Origin of the sequence: Pseudomonas sp. GL-R-26 (assembly GCF_019947365.1) — a bacterium.
Classification (GTDB): Bacteria; Pseudomonadota; Gammaproteobacteria; order Pseudomonadales; family Pseudomonadaceae; genus Aquipseudomonas.
In genome coordinates, this window is sequence record NZ_JAGYGI010000010.1 from 71007 (window position 1) to 89928 (window position 18922).

Annotated in this window: 20 protein-coding genes and 1 pseudogene; 9 read left to right on the top strand and 12 right to left on the bottom strand. The window is 62.4% G+C overall.

Translation table 11 applies throughout. The annotated features are described in order from the left end of the window. Positions 1 to 29: 29 nt before the first annotated feature. The 4 genes from argE to KGA96_RS12570 are packed head-to-tail and all read right to left on the bottom strand — an operon-like array spanning position 30 to position 3648. Positions 30 to 1199: an acetylornithine deacetylase gene (gene argE / locus KGA96_RS12555; protein ID WP_223513002.1), complete on the bottom strand. Its 1170-nt coding sequence runs from the start codon at positions 1197 to 1199 to the stop codon at positions 30 to 32. Further along, a complete protein-coding gene (locus KGA96_RS12560) occupies positions 1192 to 1866 on the bottom strand; it encodes a DUF1028 domain-containing protein (RefSeq protein WP_223513004.1) in 675 nt (224 codons plus the stop codon). Before KGA96_RS12560 ends, argE begins: the two co-directional genes overlap by 8 nt. Before the next feature lie 10 nt (positions 1867 to 1876). Further along, the gene (locus KGA96_RS12565) at positions 1877 to 2287 is read right to left on the bottom strand and encodes a RidA family protein (protein WP_046042476.1); all 411 of its coding nucleotides are present in this window, start codon (positions 2285 to 2287) and stop codon (positions 1877 to 1879) included. After that, entirely contained in the window at positions 2287 to 3648 is a 1362-nt protein-coding gene (locus KGA96_RS12570) for a flavin-containing monooxygenase (protein WP_185754825.1), read from the bottom strand. Before KGA96_RS12570 ends, KGA96_RS12565 begins: the two co-directional genes overlap by 1 nt. A gap of 276 nt (positions 3649 to 3924) precedes the next feature. Between KGA96_RS12570 and KGA96_RS12575 the strand changes: the two genes are divergently transcribed. The 6 genes from KGA96_RS12575 (at position 3925) to phnE (ending at position 10018) form a co-directional block, all read left to right on the top strand. Continuing rightward, positions 3925 to 5301 (top strand): pyridoxal-phosphate dependent enzyme, encoded by a 1377-nt coding sequence (locus KGA96_RS12575; RefSeq protein ID WP_056727372.1) that lies wholly within the window; start codon positions 3925 to 3927, stop codon positions 5299 to 5301. Beyond that, a complete protein-coding gene (locus KGA96_RS12580; protein ID WP_223513007.1) occupies positions 5298 to 6476 on the top strand; it encodes a trans-sulfuration enzyme family protein in 1179 nt (392 codons plus the stop codon). Before KGA96_RS12575 ends, KGA96_RS12580 begins: the two co-directional genes overlap by 4 nt. A gap of 311 nt (positions 6477 to 6787) precedes the next feature. Then, positions 6788 to 7639, top strand: coding sequence for a putative selenate ABC transporter substrate-binding protein (locus KGA96_RS12585; RefSeq protein WP_046042479.1), 852 nt, complete (start codon positions 6788 to 6790; stop codon positions 7637 to 7639). After that, positions 7636 to 8433, top strand: a complete 798-nt coding sequence (locus KGA96_RS12590; protein ID WP_223464620.1) for a phosphonate ABC transporter ATP-binding protein — start codon at positions 7636 to 7638, stop codon at positions 8431 to 8433. The genes KGA96_RS12585 and KGA96_RS12590 overlap by 4 nt, the downstream gene beginning before the upstream one ends. Beyond that, the gene (locus KGA96_RS12595; RefSeq protein ID WP_223513010.1) at positions 8427 to 9254 is read left to right on the top strand and encodes a PhnE/PtxC family ABC transporter permease; all 828 of its coding nucleotides are present in this window, start codon (positions 8427 to 8429) and stop codon (positions 9252 to 9254) included. Before KGA96_RS12590 ends, KGA96_RS12595 begins: the two co-directional genes overlap by 7 nt. Further along, complete coding sequence (gene phnE, locus KGA96_RS12600; protein WP_046042483.1) at positions 9251 to 10018, top strand: phosphonate ABC transporter, permease protein PhnE; 768 nt, start codon at positions 9251 to 9253, stop codon at positions 10016 to 10018. Before KGA96_RS12595 ends, phnE begins: the two co-directional genes overlap by 4 nt. 95 nt (positions 10019 to 10113) lie before the next feature. On the opposite strand, the gene KGA96_RS12605 is transcribed toward phnE, so the two are convergent. The 3 genes from KGA96_RS12605 to KGA96_RS12615 all read right to left on the bottom strand — a co-directional run bounded on the left by KGA96_RS12605 (position 10114) and on the right by KGA96_RS12615 (position 12380). Further along, positions 10114 to 10464 (bottom strand): BON domain-containing protein, encoded by a 351-nt coding sequence (locus KGA96_RS12605; protein WP_046042568.1) that lies wholly within the window; start codon positions 10462 to 10464, stop codon positions 10114 to 10116. Between the two features lie 390 nt (positions 10465 to 10854). After that, complete coding sequence (locus KGA96_RS12610; protein WP_046042484.1) at positions 10855 to 11661, bottom strand: lytic transglycosylase domain-containing protein; 807 nt, start codon at positions 11659 to 11661, stop codon at positions 10855 to 10857. Between the two features lie 260 nt (positions 11662 to 11921). Continuing rightward, positions 11922 to 12380 (bottom strand): hypothetical protein, encoded by a 459-nt coding sequence (locus KGA96_RS12615; RefSeq protein ID WP_223513015.1) that lies wholly within the window; start codon positions 12378 to 12380, stop codon positions 11922 to 11924. 263 nt (positions 12381 to 12643) lie between these two features. On the opposite strand from KGA96_RS12615, the gene KGA96_RS12620 reads away from it, so the two are divergent. Together KGA96_RS12620 and KGA96_RS12625 are read left to right on the top strand one after the other, a co-directional pair. Beyond that, positions 12644 to 13012: a type 1 fimbrial protein gene (locus KGA96_RS12620; protein ID WP_046042487.1), complete on the top strand. Its 369-nt coding sequence runs from the start codon at positions 12644 to 12646 to the stop codon at positions 13010 to 13012. 383 nt (positions 13013 to 13395) lie between these two features. After that, on the top strand, positions 13396 to 13755 hold the full coding sequence (locus KGA96_RS12625; protein WP_046042489.1) for a DUF6124 family protein: 360 nt from the start codon (positions 13396 to 13398) through the stop codon (positions 13753 to 13755). 167 nt (positions 13756 to 13922) lie between these two features. Here the strand turns inward: KGA96_RS12625 and KGA96_RS12630 are convergent, their stop codons facing one another. After that, positions 13923 to 14939, bottom strand: a complete 1017-nt coding sequence (locus tag KGA96_RS12630) for a succinylglutamate desuccinylase/aspartoacylase family protein (RefSeq protein ID WP_223513018.1) — start codon at positions 14937 to 14939, stop codon at positions 13923 to 13925. A gap of 171 nt (positions 14940 to 15110) precedes the next feature. Here KGA96_RS12630 and KGA96_RS12635 point away from each other — a divergent pair. After that, positions 15111 to 15596: pseudogene (locus KGA96_RS12635) on the top strand (TetR family transcriptional regulator C-terminal domain-containing protein); the annotation flags it as partial. Here KGA96_RS12635 and KGA96_RS12640 read toward each other — a convergent pair. The 4 genes from KGA96_RS12640 to KGA96_RS12655 form a co-directional block, all read right to left on the bottom strand. Beyond that, complete coding sequence (locus tag KGA96_RS12640; protein ID WP_046042491.1) at positions 15552 to 16556, bottom strand: DMT family transporter; 1005 nt, start codon at positions 16554 to 16556, stop codon at positions 15552 to 15554. The pseudogene KGA96_RS12635 and the gene KGA96_RS12640 overlap by 45 nt on opposite strands. Beyond that, a complete protein-coding gene (locus KGA96_RS12645) occupies positions 16556 to 17254 on the bottom strand; it encodes an ABC transporter permease (RefSeq protein ID WP_223464627.1) in 699 nt (232 codons plus the stop codon). Before KGA96_RS12645 ends, KGA96_RS12640 begins: the two co-directional genes overlap by 1 nt. 18 nt (positions 17255 to 17272) lie before the next feature. Beyond that, positions 17273 to 17986, bottom strand: a complete 714-nt coding sequence (locus tag KGA96_RS12650; RefSeq protein WP_046042493.1) for an ABC transporter permease — start codon at positions 17984 to 17986, stop codon at positions 17273 to 17275. Positions 17987 to 18128: 142 nt separating this feature from the next. After that, positions 18129 to 18911, bottom strand: coding sequence for a transporter substrate-binding domain-containing protein (locus KGA96_RS12655; protein WP_046042494.1), 783 nt, complete (start codon positions 18909 to 18911; stop codon positions 18129 to 18131). Positions 18912 to 18922 lie beyond the last annotated feature (11 nt).

The following is an 18922-nucleotide window of genomic DNA, read 5'->3' on the forward strand; positions in this document are numbered from 1 at the left end:
CTTCCTCGGGGCTTGTCGGCCCGTTGTTGTTATGGGTGTTCGGATTCACTCAAGTAAGCCGCCAGGCGATCCATCAGGCGGTCACAGGCCGCCATCTGAACAACGCTGACAAATTCATCGGGCTTGTGCCCCTGGTCCATGCTGCCGGGGCCGCAGACCACCGAAGGAATGCCGGCCTGATCGAACAGCCCGCCTTCGGTGCCAAAGGCCACGGTGCTGAACTCGTCGCTGCCGCACAGTTGGGCAATCAGCCGGGCCGCCGCGCTGTCGACGGGTGTCGCAAGGCCGGGGTAGGCGGAAATTTTTTCAAAGCGGATAGCGGTATCGGTGTCCACGGCCTGCATGGCCGGCAGCAGCGTCTGCTCGGCGTAGTCCTGCAGTTCGTCGACGACCACTTGCGGGGCGAAGTCCGGCAAGGCGCGGATCTCGAAATCGAAACGGCAGTCCGCTGGCACGATGTTCAGCGCCGTACCGCCCTGGATCACTCCGACCTGCACGGTCGAGAACGCCGGATCGAAGCGCTTGTCGTGCAAAGTTGGCCGGGCCAGGGTGGCACCGATGTCGCCCAGCCGACCGATCAGGCGCGCGGCCTGCTCGATGGCATTGACCCCGTAAGGCGCGTAGGCCGAATGGCAAGCGGCACCGCGCACGTGGCAACGCATCGCGAGCTTGCCTTTGTGGCCGAGCACCGGCTTGAGTTCGGTCGGCTCGCCAATCAGGCACAAGGCCGGAGCCGGGATGCGCTGGGGCAGCACTTCCAGCAAACCGCGCACACCAAGGCAGCCGACCTCTTCGTCATAGGAAAACGCCAAATGCACCGGGCGCTTCAAAGGGCTGGAGAGAAACATCGGCACCGCCGCCAGCACCGAAGCCAGATAGCCCTTCATGTCCGCGGTGCCACGGCCGTAAAGCTTGCCATTCGCCTCGCTCAGGCTGAATGGCTCGACCGTCCAGGCCTGGCCGTCCACCGGCACCACGTCGGTGTGCCCGGACAGCACGATGCCGCCGGCCACACGCGGGCCGACCGTGGCCAACAGATTGGCCTTGGTTCGCTCGGCGTTGTAGATCAGTTCGCAATCCACGCCCAGTTCGTGCAGATAGTCACGCACGAACTCGATCAGCTCCAGGTTCGAATCGCGGCTGACCGTGGCGAACCCGATCAATCGCGCGAGCATGGCGCGGCTGCGCAACTCACTCATCGCCGGGCACTCCATAGGCGGGGGCCAGGGTCGGATTGAGGGCACGGGTCAGATAATCCTGAAGTTGCGGCTCGTAGGCCGCCCACAGTTTGCCCAGCTCGCCGATCGGGTTTTCATCCGCCCAATCCACCCGCAGGTCGACCATCGGCCAGGTCAGGTCACCCACCACCGACAACGCCGCCGAGTGCACCGCGCCGGCTTCGCCACCGGCATCCTGCCCGGCCTGCAACGCGTTCATCAGCCGGGTGGCGAGGCAGCCTTCGCTGTTTTCGAACTCTGCGACCATGGCCTCGATCACCCCACTGTTGGCCAGCAGGTTACCGGCCGCCACGCATTGGTCACCGGCCACCGCATTATTGATGCCCAGGGCATGGTTGCCGCTGAACACCGCCGTGCGCCCATGGGCATCGACCACCGCCACCTGCCGATACTGGCTGTAGCCGTTGCGGGTCAATGAGTGGTCCAGCGCCTGGGGCGGCGCCGAGCCGCCTGCCAGTTCATCGAGGATCTGCGGACCGAGGGCCGGCAGCGTGATGTTCTGGCTCGACACCGCACCGACACCGGCACGCAGCCACGGGCAGCGCGCGCCGACGGCAATGCTCGAAGAGCTGATGGCAATGCCCAGCTGGCCGGTCTCGGCGCAGCGACCCACGATGGAAAAAGTCATGGCGAATTCCTTATTCAGGGATGACAGCGATCACGTCGATTTCCATCAGCCACTGCGGCTGGCCGAGGGCGCTGACCACCAGGCCGGTGGAAATCGGGAACACACCCTTGAGCCACTTGCCGACTTCCTGGTAGACCGGCTCGCGGTAGCGCGGGTCGATCAAGTAGGTGGTGGTCTTGACGATATGGCTCATGTCGCTGCCCGCCTCTTCCAGCAATTGCTTGACGTTGCGCATGGCCTGCTCGGCCTGGGCACGCGGATCGCCGAGGCCCACCAGTTGGCCGTTGAAATCGGTGCCGACCTGACCACGTACATACACGGTGTTGCCGGCGCGCACGGCCTGGCACAAATCGTTGTCCAGCGTCTGGTTCGGGTAGGTGTCTTTGGTGTTGAACATGCGGATGCGGGTATGAGTAGGCATTAACGAACTCCCATGAGGCTGGCTTTCTGAATAGGTGCACGGGCGGCTTCGGCTTGACGCTGGGTCGCATCCCGATAGTTGAGATAGGTGTGCTGTTTAACGATGTGATCGGCGATGTGCTTGGCGTCGTGCCAAACGCCCCAGATAAACGCGGAGCCGCGGCGGGACTGCCAAGGCAACCCGACGAAATACACCCCCGGCTCGGCCGACACGCCGCGTTGGTGCTGTGGCTTGCCGTTTTCCTTGAAGGCATCGACCTTCAGCCAGCTGTAATCGGTGGAGTAACCGGTGGCCCAGATGATCGTGGTGACGCCGGCCTCGACCAGGTCCAGTTCCAGGATTGGATGGGTCACGCAGTCGGGGTCCGCCAGCATGGCCCGGGCTTCGGGTTCCAGCGGCAGGTCCAGGCCGTTGCGTTCGATGTAGGCGTCAGCCTTGTCGAGCAGCGCCAGGTAGTTTTCATCGCCACGTTTAATGTTGTCGGCGAGGTTGTTTTCGAAGCTCACCACAGCGCCGTTGAACGTCTGGGTCAGGCCGACCAGGGTCATGCCCTGGTGAGCCAGCCGGCGGAAGTCCACGGTGTGGCCGCCACGGGCACCGCTCACGGCGATGGTCACGTGTTCCTTGCCCGGTTGCATGGCTTCGGCATCCCACTCGCCGAGCACCCCCAGCCACCAACAGAAATCACGGTTGCGATAGGCACGCGGCGGACGATCGTGGGCGCCCACCGACAGGTAGACCTGCTTGCCGGAACGTTGCAGTTCATCGGCGATCTGCACGCCCGAGGAACCTGCGCCCACCACCAGCACCGCACCTTCGGCCAGTTGCTGCGGGTTGTAGTATTGGGCGGAGTGAATCTGGGTGATGCCGGCGATTTCGGGAGCAATCGGCGGAATGGCCGGACGCTGGAACGGGCCGGTGGCGACCACCACATGCCGGGCCTCGATCACGCCATCAGAGGTTTCAACGGTGAAACCGGGACGGTCGATGTTACGTTCGACTTTCTTCACGTCCACGCCGGTACGGATCGGCGCGTTGAACTTCTTGGCATAGGCTTCGAAGTACTGAGCCACCTGCTCTTTCCCGGCGAAGGCATCCGGGTCCAGACCGTCGAATTCCAGCCCCGGGAAACGGTCGTGCCAGGCCGGGCCGTTGGCTACCAGCGAATCCCAGCGACCGGTGCGCCAGGCTTCGGCGATACGATTGCGCTCCACAACGAGGTGAGGCACACCGAGCTTGCTCAGGTGTTCACTCATGGCCACGCCGGCCTGGCCGGCGCCAACAACAAGCGTATCAATTGCGGTTTTATCAACTGTCATGGCTGTGCACTTCTGAAAGGTGGTTTGATTCAGGTCGGTCATGGCTGCCGCCTCGATTCTGATCACTGTTGTTCTTCTGCTGCGGCTATCGGTGTCAGGGTGTTGGCCGCATTCTGTTCGGAGCCGGGAAATAGCGAAATTATGTTTTTTGTGGTTGCTGGCGAGGAAAAAGCGTCGAGCCGACCGGTCGGCTGTGGAAGGTTGCGGGAGGCCCGATCCCGGCCTATGGTCCTAGCGATGCAATGTCGGCGATTGACGCCTGATGGCACAGCGCCGGCCGATGTCCACCCAGTGCGAATAGCGCAAGGAAGTGACGACATGCCTGACAACTCTCGCCCCGCCGTGCTCGAACTGATCGGCAACACGCCTTTGGTGCGCGTCAGCCGATTCGATACCGGTCCGTGTACGCTGTTTCTCAAACTCGAATCCCAGAACCCCGGCGGTTCGATCAAGGACCGTATCGGTCTGGCGATGATCGACACTGCCGAACGCGATGGTCGCCTCAGGCCCGGCGGCACCATCGTCGAAGCTACCGCTGGCAATACCGGCCTCGGCCTGGCCCTGGTCGGCCGCGCCAAGGGCTACCGCGTGGTGCTGGTGGTGCCGGACAAGATGTCCACCGAGAAGGTCCTGCACCTCAAGGCCATGGGCGCCGAGGTGCACATCACCCGCTCCGACGTCGGCAAGGGCCATCCCGAGTACTACCAGGACGTCGCCGCGCGGCTGGCGGCGGAAATTCCCGACGCGTTCTTCGCCGACCAGTTCAACAACCCCGCCAACCCGCTGGCCCACGAATGCAGCACCGCGCCGGAGATCTGGGCGCAAACCCAGCATGATGTGGACGCCATCGTCGTCGGCGTCGGTTCGGCCGGCACCCTCACCGGGCTGACCCGTTTCTTCAAACGGGTGCAGCCGGACCTGGAAATGGTCCTGGCCGACCCGGTCGGTTCGGTAATGGCCGAGTACAGCCGCGGCGGCACCCTCCCCACCCCCGGTTCCTGGGCGGTGGAAGGCATTGGCGAAGACTTCATTCCGTCGATTGCCGACCTGTCCAGCGTGCGCCACGCCTATTCGATCAGCGACGAAGAAAGCTTTGATCACGCCCGCCAACTGCTGCGCGCCGAAGGCATTCTCGGCGGCTCGTCGACCGGCACCTTGCTGGCGGCGGCGTTGCGTTACTGCCGCGAACAGACCCAGCCGAAACGGGTGGTGAGCTTCGTCTGCGACACCGGTACGCGTTACCTGTCGAAGGTCTACAACGACCAGTGGATGAACGATCAGGGCCTGCTGCAACGCAAGCACTACGGCGACCTGCGCGACCTGATCGCGCGGCGTTTCGAGGATGGCCGGGTGATCAGCGTCGGCCCGGATGACACGCTACTGACGGCGTTTCAGCGCATGCGCCTGGCGGATGTCTCGCAGCTACCGGTGCTGGTGAACGGCAAACAACTGGTCGGCGTCATCGATGAATCCGACATCCTGCTGGGCGTGCATGAAGACGTTGCGCACTTTCGCAAGGCCGTCTCCAGCGCCATGACCGACAAACTGCAAACCCTGTCCCCCGATGCCACCCTGGCCGAGCTGGAAGCCGAGCTGGGCCGTGGGCTGGTGGCGATCATCCAGGATGCCTCGGGCTTCCACGGCCTGATTACCCGAACCGACATGCTCAACCATTTGCGGAGATCCCTGCCATGAGTCAACAGGACAAAAACACCCCGCCACAGGGCTTCGCCACCCGGGTGATCCACGCCGGGCAAGCGCCAGACCCATCCACCGGGGCGTTGATGCCGCCGATCTACGCCAACTCCACCTACCTGCAACAGAGCCCCGGGGTGCACAAGGGCCTGGACTACGGGCGTTCGCACAACCCGACGCGCTGGGCGCTGGAGCGCTGCGTGGCCGACCTCGAAGGCGGCACCCGGGGCTTTGCCTTCGCCTCGGGGTTGGCGACCATTTCCACGGTACTGGAACTGCTCGACGCCGGCTCGCACATCGTCTCTGGCAACGATCTGTACGGCGGCACCTTCCGCCTGTTCGACAAGGTGCGCCAGCGCAGCGCCGGGCACCGTTTCAGCTTCGTCGACCTGACCGACCTGGCGGCGTTCGAGGCCTCCCTGCAAGACGACACACGCATGGTCATGGTCGAGACCCCGAGCAATCCGCTGCTGCGCCTCACCGACCTTGCCGCCATCGCCCGCACCTGCCGCGCGCGCGGCATCATCTGCGTGGCCGACAACACCTTCGCCAGCCCGTGGATCCAGCGCCCGCTGGAGCTGGGTTTCGACATCGTGCTGCACTCGACCACCAAGTACCTCAACGGTCACTCCGACGTGATCGGCGGCATCGCCGTGGTCGGGCAGAACGCCGAACTGGCCGAACGCCTGGGCTTCCTGCAAAACGCCGTCGGCGCCATCGCCGGCCCGTTCGATGCCTTCCTCACCCTGCGCGGGGTGAAGACCCTGGCCCTGCGCATGGAACGGCATTGCAGTAACGCACTGGACCTGGCGCAGTGGCTGGAGCGCCAACCGCAAGTCGCACGGGTCTACTACCCCGGCCTGCCGTCGCACCCGCAACATGAACTGGCCAAACGGCAAATGCGCGGTTTCGGCGGGATGATTTCCCTTGACCTCAACAGCGACCTGGCCGGCACCAAACGCTTCCTCGAGAACGTGCAGATCTTCGCCCTGGCCGAGAGCCTCGGCGGTGTGGAAAGCCTGATCGAACACCCGGCGATCATGACCCACGCCACCATTCCACCCGATACCCGCGCAGAACTGGGGATCGGCGACGGGTTGGTGCGGTTGTCGGTGGGGGTTGAGGATGTGGAGGATTTGCGGGCGGATCTGGCGCAGGCGTTGGCGCGGATGTAAGCAAGCTCGCTCCCACACTTTTGAATTTCTGTCATACACAAATTTTGTGTTCACCAGAAATCCACTGTAGGAGCGAGCCTGCTCGCGATGGCGGCGGATCAGTCGATATTGATGCTAGCTGACACTCCGCAATCGCGAGCAGGCTCGCTCCTACAGTTCCGTTTTGGCCCTCTCCCCTGCTGCAATGCTGGTCAAGCCCGCAAGAGTCCCTATAATCGCGGCGTTTTCGTCTACCCTCACGAAGCGTCGTGCAGCAATCAGCTTGTGCGGGGCGCATCGACATTTTTCCGCTATTGAACCGGAGAACTTCCATGCTCAAACGTACCCTGGCATTGGCCGTCGGCCTGACCCTATCCTTTTCCACCCTGCTGGCACAGGCTGCCGAGACCCTCAAGGTCAGCGCCATCCCCGACGAAGCCCCCACCGAATTGCAGCGCAAGTTCAAGCCCCTGGGCGAGTACCTGGAGAAGCAACTGGGCATGAAGGTCGAGTTCGTGCCGGTGTCCGACTACCCGGCAGTGGTCGAGGCGCTGGCCACTGACCGCATCGATATGGCCTGGCTGGGCGGCTTCACGTTCGTGCAGGCGCGGCTGAAAACCGGCAATGCCATTCCATTGGTACAGCGTGAGCAGGATGCGCAGTTCACCAGCAAATTCATCACCGCCGACCCGGCCGTCAAGTCGCTGGCCGACCTCAAGGGCAAGTCCTTTGCCTTCGGTTCGGTGTCTTCCACGTCCGGCAGCTTGATGCCGCGTTACTTCATGCTCAAGGACGGCATCAAGCCTGAAACCTATTTCAGCCGTGTCGGTTACTCCGGCGCCCACGACGCCACCGTCGCCTGGGTTCAGGCCGGCAAGGTCGACGCCGGCGTACTCAATGCCAGCGTCTGGGAAAAACTGGTCAAGGCCGGCAAGGTCGATACCGACAAGGTCAAGGTCTTTGCCACCACGCCGGCCTACTTCGACTACAACTGGACCGTGCGCGGCACCCTCGACCCGGCCCTGGCTGACAAAATCAAGGCGGCCTTCCTCGCGCTCGACCCGGCCAACCCGGAGCAAAAGGCGATTCTGGACCTGCAAGCCGCCAGTCGCTTCATCGAGACCAAGCCTGAGAACTACAAGGGCATCGAGGAAGCCGCACGCGCTGCCGACCTGCTGAAATGACACTGCATCTGAACCGGGTCAGCCTGACTCACGGCAACGGCGTGCGTGCGCTGCATGAGGTCGACCTGCACATCGCTGCCGGTGAGCAGGTCGCAATCATCGGCCCGTCCGGTGCCGGCAAGTCGAGCCTGCTCAACGTGCTGGCCACCGCCCTGCGCCCGGACGACGGCGCGGTCGAGGTACTCGGCGAGCACGCCTGGCAGCTTGGCGCCCATCGGCGTCAACAGCTGCGGGCGCGCATCGGCCTGGTTCACCAGGCGCCACCCCTGCCACCGCGGCAACGGGTGGTCACGGCGGTGCTGGCCGGAAAGCTGGGGCAATGGAGTTTTGCCAAAAGCCTGCTGAGCCTGCTGCATCCGGTGGATGTTCCGGGGGCGCGGGCGGCACTGGTCAAGCTGGACCTGGGTGACAAGCTATTTGCCCAGTGCCAGCAATTGTCCGGCGGCCAACTGCAGCGCGTGGGCATTGCCCGGGTGCTGTACCAGGCGCCCGAAGTGCTGCTGGCCGATGAGCCGGTGTCGGCAATGGACCCGGTACTGGCCGGGCACACCCTGTCGATCCTCTGCCGCCACGCCCGGGAGCACAACGTGACGCTGGTCGCCAGCCTGCATGCGGTGGAGCTGGCCCTGACGCACTTTTCACGCATCATCGGTTTGCGTGAAGGGCAGGTCCTGTTCGACCTTCCCGCCAGCGACGTCGACCACGATTTGCTCGACAAGCTCTACGCCAACGAGCAACTGCTATCGCCGCCCGTTCCGGTGGCGCCCTTGAGCCTGCAGATTCCACGATGCTGACGCGCGATACACGAGACCCGGCCACCCTGCCCCGCCTGCTGCTCAGTCTGTTGGCACTTGCTCTGCTGTGGCCGGGTATTCATTTCAGCGAATTGGACCTGGGTGTACTGCTCAAGGCCGACAGCCAGAGTGAGATGGGCCGGTTTGTCTCGGCCTTCTGGCCACCGGCCCATGGCGAAGAGTTCATCCAGTTGCTGTGGCAAGCCACGCTGCAAACCCTGGCCATCGCCACCGCCGGCATGGCCCTGGCCTTGCTGTTGGCCGTGCCTGCCAGCTTGTTGGCCAGTCGAGCGCTGTCGTTGTCGGCAGCTTCGCGCAGCGGTCGCCCGAGCGCCTTGGGCCGACTGTTGCGCTGGCCGGTGCGCGGGCTGCTGATCTTCCTGCGCAGTGTGCCGGAAATCGTCTGGGCCTTGCTGTTCGTGCGCGCCGTCGGCCTTGGCCCTACGGCCGGGGTGCTGGCCATTGCCATCACCTACAGCGGCATGTTGGGCAAGGTCTACGCGGAAATCTTCGAGTCGGTCGACCAGCGTCCCGCCCACTCGCTGCTGCAAGCCGGCAGTGGCCGGTTGGCGGCGTTCTGCTACGGCATCCTGCCTAATGTCGCGGCGGAGTTGCTGTCGTACACGGTGTACCGCTGGGAATGCGCGATCCGCGCGTCGGTGGTGATGGGCTTCGTCGGCGCCGGCGGGCTGGGCCTGCAGATCGACTTGTCGTTGCGCATGTTCGCCGGTGGTGAAGTGGCGAGCATGTTGCTGACCTTTTTCGTTCTGGTGCTGTTCGCCGACCAGATCAGCCGCCTGTTGCGCTGGAGGTTCGCATGAATCGCCTGATCAACCTGCTGCTGATCCTGTGCATTGGCGTAGCGGTCATCGCTTCGTTCCGCTATCTGGGCATCGACCTCGGCGAACTGACCGGCAGCGGTAACCTGAAGCAGATGGGCGCCTACGTGCTGCGTTTTCTCAGCCCGGACCTGAGCACCGGCCATCTGCAAGCCATCGGCCGTGGCGCCGTGGAAACCATGGCCATGTCGGCCCTCGGCACCCTGCTCGCGGCGGTATTGGGCCTGGTGCTGGCACTGCCGGCGGCCGGGCGTTTCGGTTGGCCTCTGCAGAGTGCGTCGCGACTGGTGCTTAACGCCCTGCGCGCCATTCCGGAACTGGTGTGGGCCGCGCTGATGGTGCTGGCAGCCGGACTCGGCCCCAACGCCGGGACCCTGGCACTGGCCATGCACACCACCGGGGTGCTGGGTCGATTGTTCGCCGAAGCACTGGAAAACACCCCGCCGCAACCGGCCGAAGCCATCCGCTTGCAGGGCGGCAACGTCGTCTGGGCCTTCTGCTACGGCACCCTGCCCAACCTGTTTCCGCAGCTGTTGGCGTACATCCTGTACCGCTGGGAAAACAACATCCGCATGGCCAGCGTGCTGGGATTTGTCGGAGCCGGCGGTTTGGGGCAAATGCTCTATGTCAGCCTCAGCCTGTTCCAGGAAGCCCAGGCCAGCACGGTGATCCTCGCCATGCTGCTGCTGGTGTTTGCCGTCGACGGGCTGAGCAGCTGGAGCCGCCAGCGTTGGGTCAAGGCGTGATGGGGAACTGCATAGACTTGCTCACCTGATTGCATTCAGCTTCCCTCCGCCCTCGGTTCCCGACTGGGAGCGCGGCGCCTACAAAGTTGCCATTATCATTTGTCGTCCATCTTTGTTGACGATTGTGGCCGGCGCTCAGTGCTCTCTTCGGCGTTGGGCGCTTCTGGAAAACTCCCTGGCGTGAACACATGGGTCTGCAAGTCGCTGGCATCGACTTCGGCGACACCATGCACCGAACGGGCCAGACCAATGGCCTGTTCACACTGTCTATGAGTGTTGACGCGGCCGCTTAACCCCACTATGCCCGCATGGGTTTTGACATTGATATGCAGGCTAAGGGTCGGATCGGAAAATGCCAGGGCCGACTTCACCCTGGCGGTAATCCATGCATCGTGAACGGCCATTTCCAGACCATGAGAGTAATGCTGGAAGGAGTGAATTTTCATGGCTGAACCCTCTCTCGCGTAATCAGACGTACTGTCCATCCCATTTGCTGTGCCGCCCTCCGCCTGTCAGGTGAACGCTATGGATACCTGATTCGTTTTGGAGCGCTCGCCACGCAAACATTGACAGAAATTAATTATAGTACGGCCGTTGCCTGCGGTCAGAACGCTGTCCCCGTGAATGTCCGCCTTGGTCGCTCAGTGCCAGGCGCAACACCTACAGAGCACTCCAAACAGTCCTTATTGCGATCAGCCCTGATCAACCCATAGCTGCCGATCTCGACCGGCAGAAAACGGCCGATTCTGTTGAAAAACAGGGCGGATAACGCGCCAGCGCTATCCGCCGTGGAGGGGCCGGCGTATTACCTGTTCCGGGTTATGCGCCCTACGGTACTAGCGATGGTTACGATAGCGTTCGGTCAAGGACTGCACGAGGGTGACGTAGGATTGCGTCTCGGCGTAGGGAGGCACCCCGTTGTACTCGACCACGGACGCTTCGCCGGCGTTGTAACCTGCCAACGCCAGCACCTGGTTGCCGTTGAAGCGCTTGAGCAGCCAGGCCAGGTAGCGCACGCCGCCACGAATGTTCTGTTGGGCATCGAACGGATCGTCCACGGCGAAGCGCTCGGCGGTGGCAGGCATCAACTGCATCAGCCCCTGGGCGCCGGCTTCGGAAATGACGTTGGGGCGAAACGCCGATTCGGCATGTATCACTGCGCGGACCAGCGCCCTGTCGACACCATAATGACCCGAAGCGGCTTCGATCTCCCGTCGATAGGACTGGGTGTCCAGGCGCAGTGAGGCGACCTTGAAATCCTTCGTCGCCATGCACAGATAACAGCCCTTGATGTAATAGAGCTCAAGGACATCGACCCGCGCGGAGATCCCGATAGGGCGCCGGCTCACATATTGACGAATACCCTTGTGGATGAAGGTGAACACCCGAATACGCACCGCGTCTGGGTCGTCGTCCCGCACAAGCCGTGGCAGGGCCATTGCCTTGGCACCGACACCGGCGCCCGCCATGCCATTGAGGCGAGTGCAGCGGGCGCTGGCGATGGCTTGGCTGGTGTAGCTGATGGCGCCGTCCCTGGCTTGGCACTTGAACATGGCGCTGGCGCACAGAGGAGCGACCAGCAAGGCCAGTTCGATGCAGCCAAGAAGGCTCTTGCGAGCCCATCGCCATGCTCTGGATCTCATCACATCGCTCCGCGCCGCAGGCGCCGATCAGGCCTGGGGCGCCTGGCCCGGGCGCTGCCTTTGGAGGGCCTATTCTGGGTGGCCCGACTTTTGTTCTGATAGTTATACCCCTTGTAACCGGCCTTGGAACTTGCGTTGACATACGGACTGCCGGCGTTCCCAGGCGAGGCGCAGGCGTGATGTTTTCCCAGGCCAGCACTGCCCACGCAAAAAAACCTTCCTGCGTTTCAACACAGGAAGGTTTTTTTGTTTGCGGCCGATCAGTCTTTAGCCTGGCTCAACTTGGTGAACAGCTCGGTCGGTACTTTCTTGCCGTTGGAAATGAACTGGTTGGTGCGGAACTTGTACACCTCACCCTCGGACAGGAAACCATCGCTGTTGGTGTCCATCGCCTTGAATTCCTCAGTGCCCTTGGGTGCTACCGCCAGCAGTTCCTTGAGCGACACGCGGCCGTCATGATCGGCGTCGGTGCGTGCGAAAGATACATCGCCGCACTTGCCTTCACCGCACTTGCCCTCGGCCTGGGTCTTTTGCGCGCTGGCTTCGGCTCCGCACTTGCCTTCGCCACACTTGCCTTCGCTGGTCTTCTCCGCGGAAGCCAGCTGATAGCCCTGAGGCAAGGCTTCGGCCGAAAACGCGGTGGACGCGAAGTTGATACCGCCGACCAGTGCAACAGCGATCAGGCCAATACGGGTTTTGTTCGACTGGATACGAGACATGTTGATACTCCGGAGCATGTGCGCGGCTGGACCACCATTGGTCGTACCGCAAGGGTTGATAAACCTGGTTGCGAGCTGCGTTGTGCATCTCGCTTTGGCAGGTCTATTTGGCCCCAGTGGTGTATCCGGGCTGTATCCGTGGAGAGCTGGTTTTGTATGGCTGTACGAAGATGTGGTGCCTTGATACACGGCGATACAACAAAAGCCTCAAGCTACTACCCTTCATTGACGACCTAGACCTTACAACTCAAGGAGCGTCAGACATGAACGGTAAACGTATAGCAGCGGGATTGAGTCTTTTGTTCGCATTCAGTGGTGCGTGCCTGGCGGCGCCGGGCACCATCAGGTTTCAAGGCAGCATTGTCGAGCCGGGCTGTCAGTCACGCGTGGGGACGGATGGCACATTCGATCTTTACCAATGCTCTGCCCAGAGTCGCGCGATGGGGGTTGAGGCAAACACCCTCGCGCCAACCGCCAGTGTGAGCGCTGTCGGTCAATCCCGTACCCACGTCAAACTGCTCGCTGACAGTGGTCAAGAAGGTCGCTATTTCGATCAGCAGTATGTGTTGGTGGATGATGCAGGCTCGCCGGTCCGCTCCGGAAACTACTTGATTACCCTGAGCATGCCTTGATCACGGGGCGCGCGCAGGACGTCTTCGTCCGACCGAAAGCACCTGTTTAAAGAGGTTGTAGGTTATTTCCTAAGGGCTACAGGACCTTGCGTCGTTGCCTACGGTTACGCCAGAATCCGCCGGCTTGTGCGTCCGGGAGCTGCTCAGTAACTTGGTTCGCGTCACTGCCCATCAGTGATCGGGTTTAGTCGCCCGTGGTTTTCTAGTGAAGTGCACAAGCTCTGTCAGTCAGGCATTCCCATGCTTGCACTTGATGGTAGCTGTGCGCAGGGCGCCTTCGGGCGCGCCGGTTTGCTAGATCCCCGGTCGACTAACCTGCGTACAGCTGCCTCCCCTTTCGTTTAGTCGCAAGAGGGGTGGCGCTCCATACAAGGATCTAGCTTATGTTCAAGGTCACCCCCAACCCGCCGGACACCGATCCGACTTCCCCATACGAACCCGATTCAAACAAGCTCAACGAGGCCGCCGAACGCGCGCTCGCCTTCCACTTCCCCTCGACTGCCGACATCAAAGCCACACCGCGCAGACCCAGCCACCTGTTTACCGTTGACCCCGAAGCCACGACCGAAACCCTGGTCGTTTATCTGGTCGAAACGCTAGCCTCGGTCGATGTGATGGTGCATCAGTTGGTGGATCATCTGGATGGAGGCTCGCGCAATGCCCTGCTGGGGATTTCCAACAGTGTGATGTTGGCGGAGATCACGGCGAATCGGGTGCTGGACCAAATCGACCCGCGCGAATAAACACTGAATCTATGACTAACACTGCCCCCGTGGCGAGGGAGCTTGCTCCCGCTGGACTGCGCAGCAGGCCCTGCTTTTCAGGTGAAGAGCTGGGGCCGCTACGCGACCCAGCGGGAGCAAGCTCCCTCGCCACAGGTTTTGTGTGTTTGATGTTGGCTGGGCTATCACTAGTTCGGATCCAGCAACCCACCACTCCAGTTACGCGACACCCGGCTGCCGGTGAATTTCGCCACCCCCATGCCCTGGGGTATCAGACGATCGCGATAGCGCGTCACCAGGCGCCCCGCTTGTTCGGCGTGCAACACCACTTCGGAGGATGGATCACCCGGCCGCCCAAGAATCCGTGCAAAGCGTTGGCCTTCCTCGACGAAATCCCCCAGCTCTTTTTCGAAGATCAGCACGCCGGGTTGCGGGGCGATGATGGTTTCCATGTGGCCCATTTCCACGGCTTCGACGGGCCAGTCCGTGGGCGCCACTGACTCATCGATGACGCCGCAACCGCACAGCCAGTTGTACAGCCCTTCGGCATCCGACTCGGCGTAACGATCGCTGACATCGCCCTGCCCGCGCAGCTCCAGGGTCGCGGCCATGCGCCCTGCAGTGACTCCGTCGCGTATCCACGGGGCAATGATGGTTTCCTCGAAGGAGCCATCGCCGCCGTCGTCCCAGATGATCGCCACGTCCATCTTCATCGCCGCCGCCAGTTCGCGGCCACGGGGCCAGAAACTGCGGTGCACGTACAGGTACGGTAGCGCCTCGTCATCGGTATGCAGGTCGAGCATCACATCGGCCGGGGCTGCCAGTTGCACCAGTTTTTTTTGCCACTCCTGAACGCAGGTCGAAGGTCGTTCCATGGCCGCCGACTGATCGAACGAGCGGTTGAAGTTATGCCCAGTGGCGTCGTGATAACGGCCGAGGATCCGCCCCTGGCGAAACTGCCCGATGCCCAGCGGATTGGCCTGCGGCACCACGGTGATGTTGCCCTTGAGCCGGCCTTGGGTTTCGGCGATTTGCAGTCGTTGCATCAGCAAATGCAGGACCAGCATCCCGGCGATTTCATCGGCGTGTACGCCGGCCTGCAGGTGCACGTTTGGCCCGTTGCCGTCGCCTGCATAGCGCCAGGCACCGACCCGCACGGCATCACCGTTGTTGTTGCGAACACTGAACGAAATATCCTGCGGCATTGGCTTTCCCTCCCGTCATGAACGTTGAAAAACGTTGTATCGCTGCTGCCGAGGCTGGTGATTGAACAGACGTTCAACTAAGCTCGGCATCGTGGAACCTCACCCAAGGACAGCCTTGTGACAACCGATGCCCCGAAAAACCGCCGCGTCGAACCCGAGGACCGTCGCGAAATGCTGGTGGCCGCCACCCTGCGCTGCCTGGGCCGCGACGGTCACGCCGGGATATCCGTACGGCGCATTGCCACCGAGGCCGGGGTGTCCGTGGGGCTGCTCAACCATCACTTCGGCAGCATCGAGGCACTGATCGCCGACACCTACCAGCGGCTCGCGAGCGAACTGACCACGGCCCTGCTCCAGGAAATCGAGCAGGCCCAGACACCTGCGAAAAAAATCGATGCTTTTCTCGAAGGCTCGTTCTCGCCCAGGGTCATGGACCCGAAACTGCTCGGCGTGTGGGTGGTGTTCTGGAGCCTGATCCGTCACTCCGAACACGTCAGCCAGTCCCACGAAAAAAGCTACCGCGCTTACCTCGACCTGATCCGCCAGTTGCTCGACGGGCTGGCCGCCAGCGAAGGCTTCGTGATTCACGACACGCGCCTGGCCGCCATCGGCTTATCGGCGATGCTCGACGGTCTCTGGCTCGAGTGGTGCCTGAACCCCGAGACCTTCAGCGCCGCCAACGGACTGCACATCTGCCGTTGCTGGATAAAGGGGCTGCGTCACGGAGCATTCAGCACCGACGACGTCCTGTGACGGATGCCGGCCGAAGATCATCGCCAGGGTGCCGCTGACGGCGATCAGCCCGGCGCCGATCATCAGCGACATGTCCATCAGCGTGCCCCAGACCAGGCTCGACAGCGCAAACGCCCAGATCAGCCCGGTGTATTCGAACGGCGCGAGCAAGGTCGCGGTGGCGCGGCGGAAACTGGCGAACAACAGGAACTGGCCAATGCCGCCCACCAGGCCGGCGCCGAGCATGCCCAGCCAGGCGGGCGTCGGTGATGGCGTGTGGGTCCAGGGCAAGGCGACCGCCATGCAAATCACGAACACCACGTTGGTGATCAGCATCTGCTCCAGCACTGAGGTCTTCTCATCCACCTGACGCAGTTGGATGTAAGTGAACGCCCAGCACATCGCCGCCAGCAGGGTCAGGACGATCGGCAACGGATCGTTCATGTTGTCGGGGCGACAGGCAATGACCACCCCGACAAAACCGATGATCAGGCTGAACCACTGCCAGCCGCTGGCGCGCTCCTTGAGAATCACTGCCGCCAGCACCGTGACCATGATCGGCGCGGAAAAATACAGGGTGGTCATCTCGGCCAGGGTCAGGTCCCGGGCCGCCGTGTAGTACAGCACCCAGGCGACAATCGACAGCAAACCGCGCACCACCAGCAGGCGCCGGCTCGGCGAGCGCCAGGCCCGCTGGATCAGGCGCAGGCGCCCCGCCAGCAACACTGCCACGACCACCACGGCGGCGCGCCAGAACAGAATGGTGACCACCGAATAGTCGGCCACCAGCCACTTGATGACCGCATCCTGCAACGACAGGAATGCGTAACCCAACGTGCACAGGCCAATGCCCTGCAACGACCGGTCAACCCGTGGCGAACTCATCAGGCCGACCTGCGTACCGGCGTCCCGCGCCGCTCGGCAAAGGCAAACAGCGCTTCGATCAGGAACGTCAGGCAGACGTAGACGCCGGCCACCAGCACCAAGGGTTCGTACACCTGCAGGGTCTGCGCGCGGACCACGTTGGCGGCGCCGAGCAGATCGATCACGGCGATGGTCGAGGCCAGCGCCGTGGACTTGAGCAGCATCACGGTTTCCCCGGCCAGGGTCGGCAGCAACAGGCGCATCGCCCGGGGCAAGCGTACCCGCAGCAAGGACTGGCGCGCGGTCATGCCGAAGGCCGAGGCCGCTTCCATTTCACCCTTGGGCACGGCCAGCAGGCCACCGCGAATCACTTCGCCGACATAGGCCCCCACCGACACCACCAGGGCGAACACGATGTACCAGTAACCGTCGCGCAGGTACGGCCAGAGGAAACTGCCGCGAATCAGCGGAAACTGGGCAAACAGGCTGCCCAGGCCGTAGTAGAAAATGTAGATCTGGATCAGCAACGGCGTACCGCGGGTGACGCTGGTGTAGAACAGGCTGACCTTGGCGATCACCTTGTTTTTCGAGATCCGCGCCAACGCCACCAACACCGCCAGGCCAAAACCCAACACACTGGCGATCAACAGGATTGCGAGGGTGGTTTGCAGCCCCCGGCCCAACAGTGCCGCGTATTCAACTATCCACGCTGGAATCATTTCATTCTCTCTGCCGGTTCAGTCAACAAGAGGCATCCAGCGACGAATGCGTCGCTCCAACCGTCCCGAAAGGTAGTTGGACACCAGCGTCACCGCGTAATACAACGCGGCAGCCGTGAGGTAGAACAACAGATAGTGGCGCGTCGATCCCGCACCTTGCTTGGCGGTGTACAGCAGTTCATTGGTGCCAACCACGCTGATCAGCGCACTGTCCTTGATCAGGTTGATCCACAGGTTGGCCATCCCGGCCATGGCGTATGGCGCCATGATCGGCAGCGTGACCCGGCGAAACAGCCCGAAACCGTTGAGGCCGAACGCCTTTCCCGCTTCGATCTGGCCGAAGGGAATCGCCTGGATCGCCGCGCGGAAAATCTCCGAGGCGTAGGCGCCCTGCACCAGCCCCAGCACCACGATGGCCGCCAGCGGACCGCTGACATCGACCACGCCGTAGCCGAGTTGGGTCATCAGCGAATTGAGGAGCATGGAGCCGACGTAGTACAGCAACAGAATCAGCAGCAATTCCGGAACAGCCCGGAACAAGGTGGTGTAGCCGCGCATCAGCGCCGCAATTGGCTTTGGCGCGCCAAGCTTGAGGCACGCCACCACCAGCCCGATGGCCAGCCCGAGCACAAAGGCCCCGGCGGAAATCTGCAGGGTCATCCAGAGCCCCTTCAACAGCGCACTGCCCCATCCCTGCTCGGTGAAATTGATCAGATCGAACATTGCCGGCATATCAGTCTCCAGTTGGAGGACACGGTCCCCTGTAGGAGCGAGCCTGCTCGCGATAGCGGTGGTTCAGCCACCTGGTTGGTGACTGTCATGCCCTCATCGCGAGCAGGCTCGCTCCTACAGGTTTTTGCTTGTATGCCTGGGATCAGAACGCAGGCTTCACGCTGGTGCCGAAGTAGCTCTGGGACAGGTCGTCGTAGTCCTTGCTCGCCAGCAATTCCTGGATGGCCTTGTCGAGTTTGGCCTTGAGTTCGGTGTCGTCCTTGCGCAGGCCGGCGCCCACGCCTTTGCCGAAGATCGGGTCATAAGGCACGGTGCCGAGGTAGGCCAGGTCCTTGGCGTCCGGGGTCTTGATGAACGCGGCCATGGCGGTGCCGTCGGCCATCATCAGATCGATGCGCCCGGCAATCAGGTCGGCGTTGGCCGAGTCCTGGGTGTCGTAGTACTTAACGTCGGCGATTTTTTCGTAATAGGTCTTCAGGTAGCTGGCGCTCACGGTCGAGTTCTGCACGCCAATGATCTTGCCCTTGAGGTCATCCGGGTACTTCTTCACCGACGCCTCTTTCGGGCCGACGAGAGCGATCACCGAGTCGTAGTAGGCCTTGCTGAAGGCGATCTGTTTTTCCCGTTCTTCGGTCACCGACATCGAGGAAAATATCACGTCGATCTTCTTCGCCAACAGCGACGGAATGATGCCGTCCCACGCCACTTCCTTGATCTCGCAATCGGCTTTCATTTCGCTGCACAGCTTGTGGATCAGGTCGACTTCGAAGCCCTTCCACTCGCCATTGGCCTGTTTTTCGGTGTACGGCGGATAGGGTTCCGCTGCCACCGCGAACCTGATCGGCTGTGCTTGAGCTGCGCTCATGCCGGCCAGCATTACGCAGGCCGCACCGGTCAACCAGTTTGCAAAACGTCGATTTCCCATGTTGTTTTCCC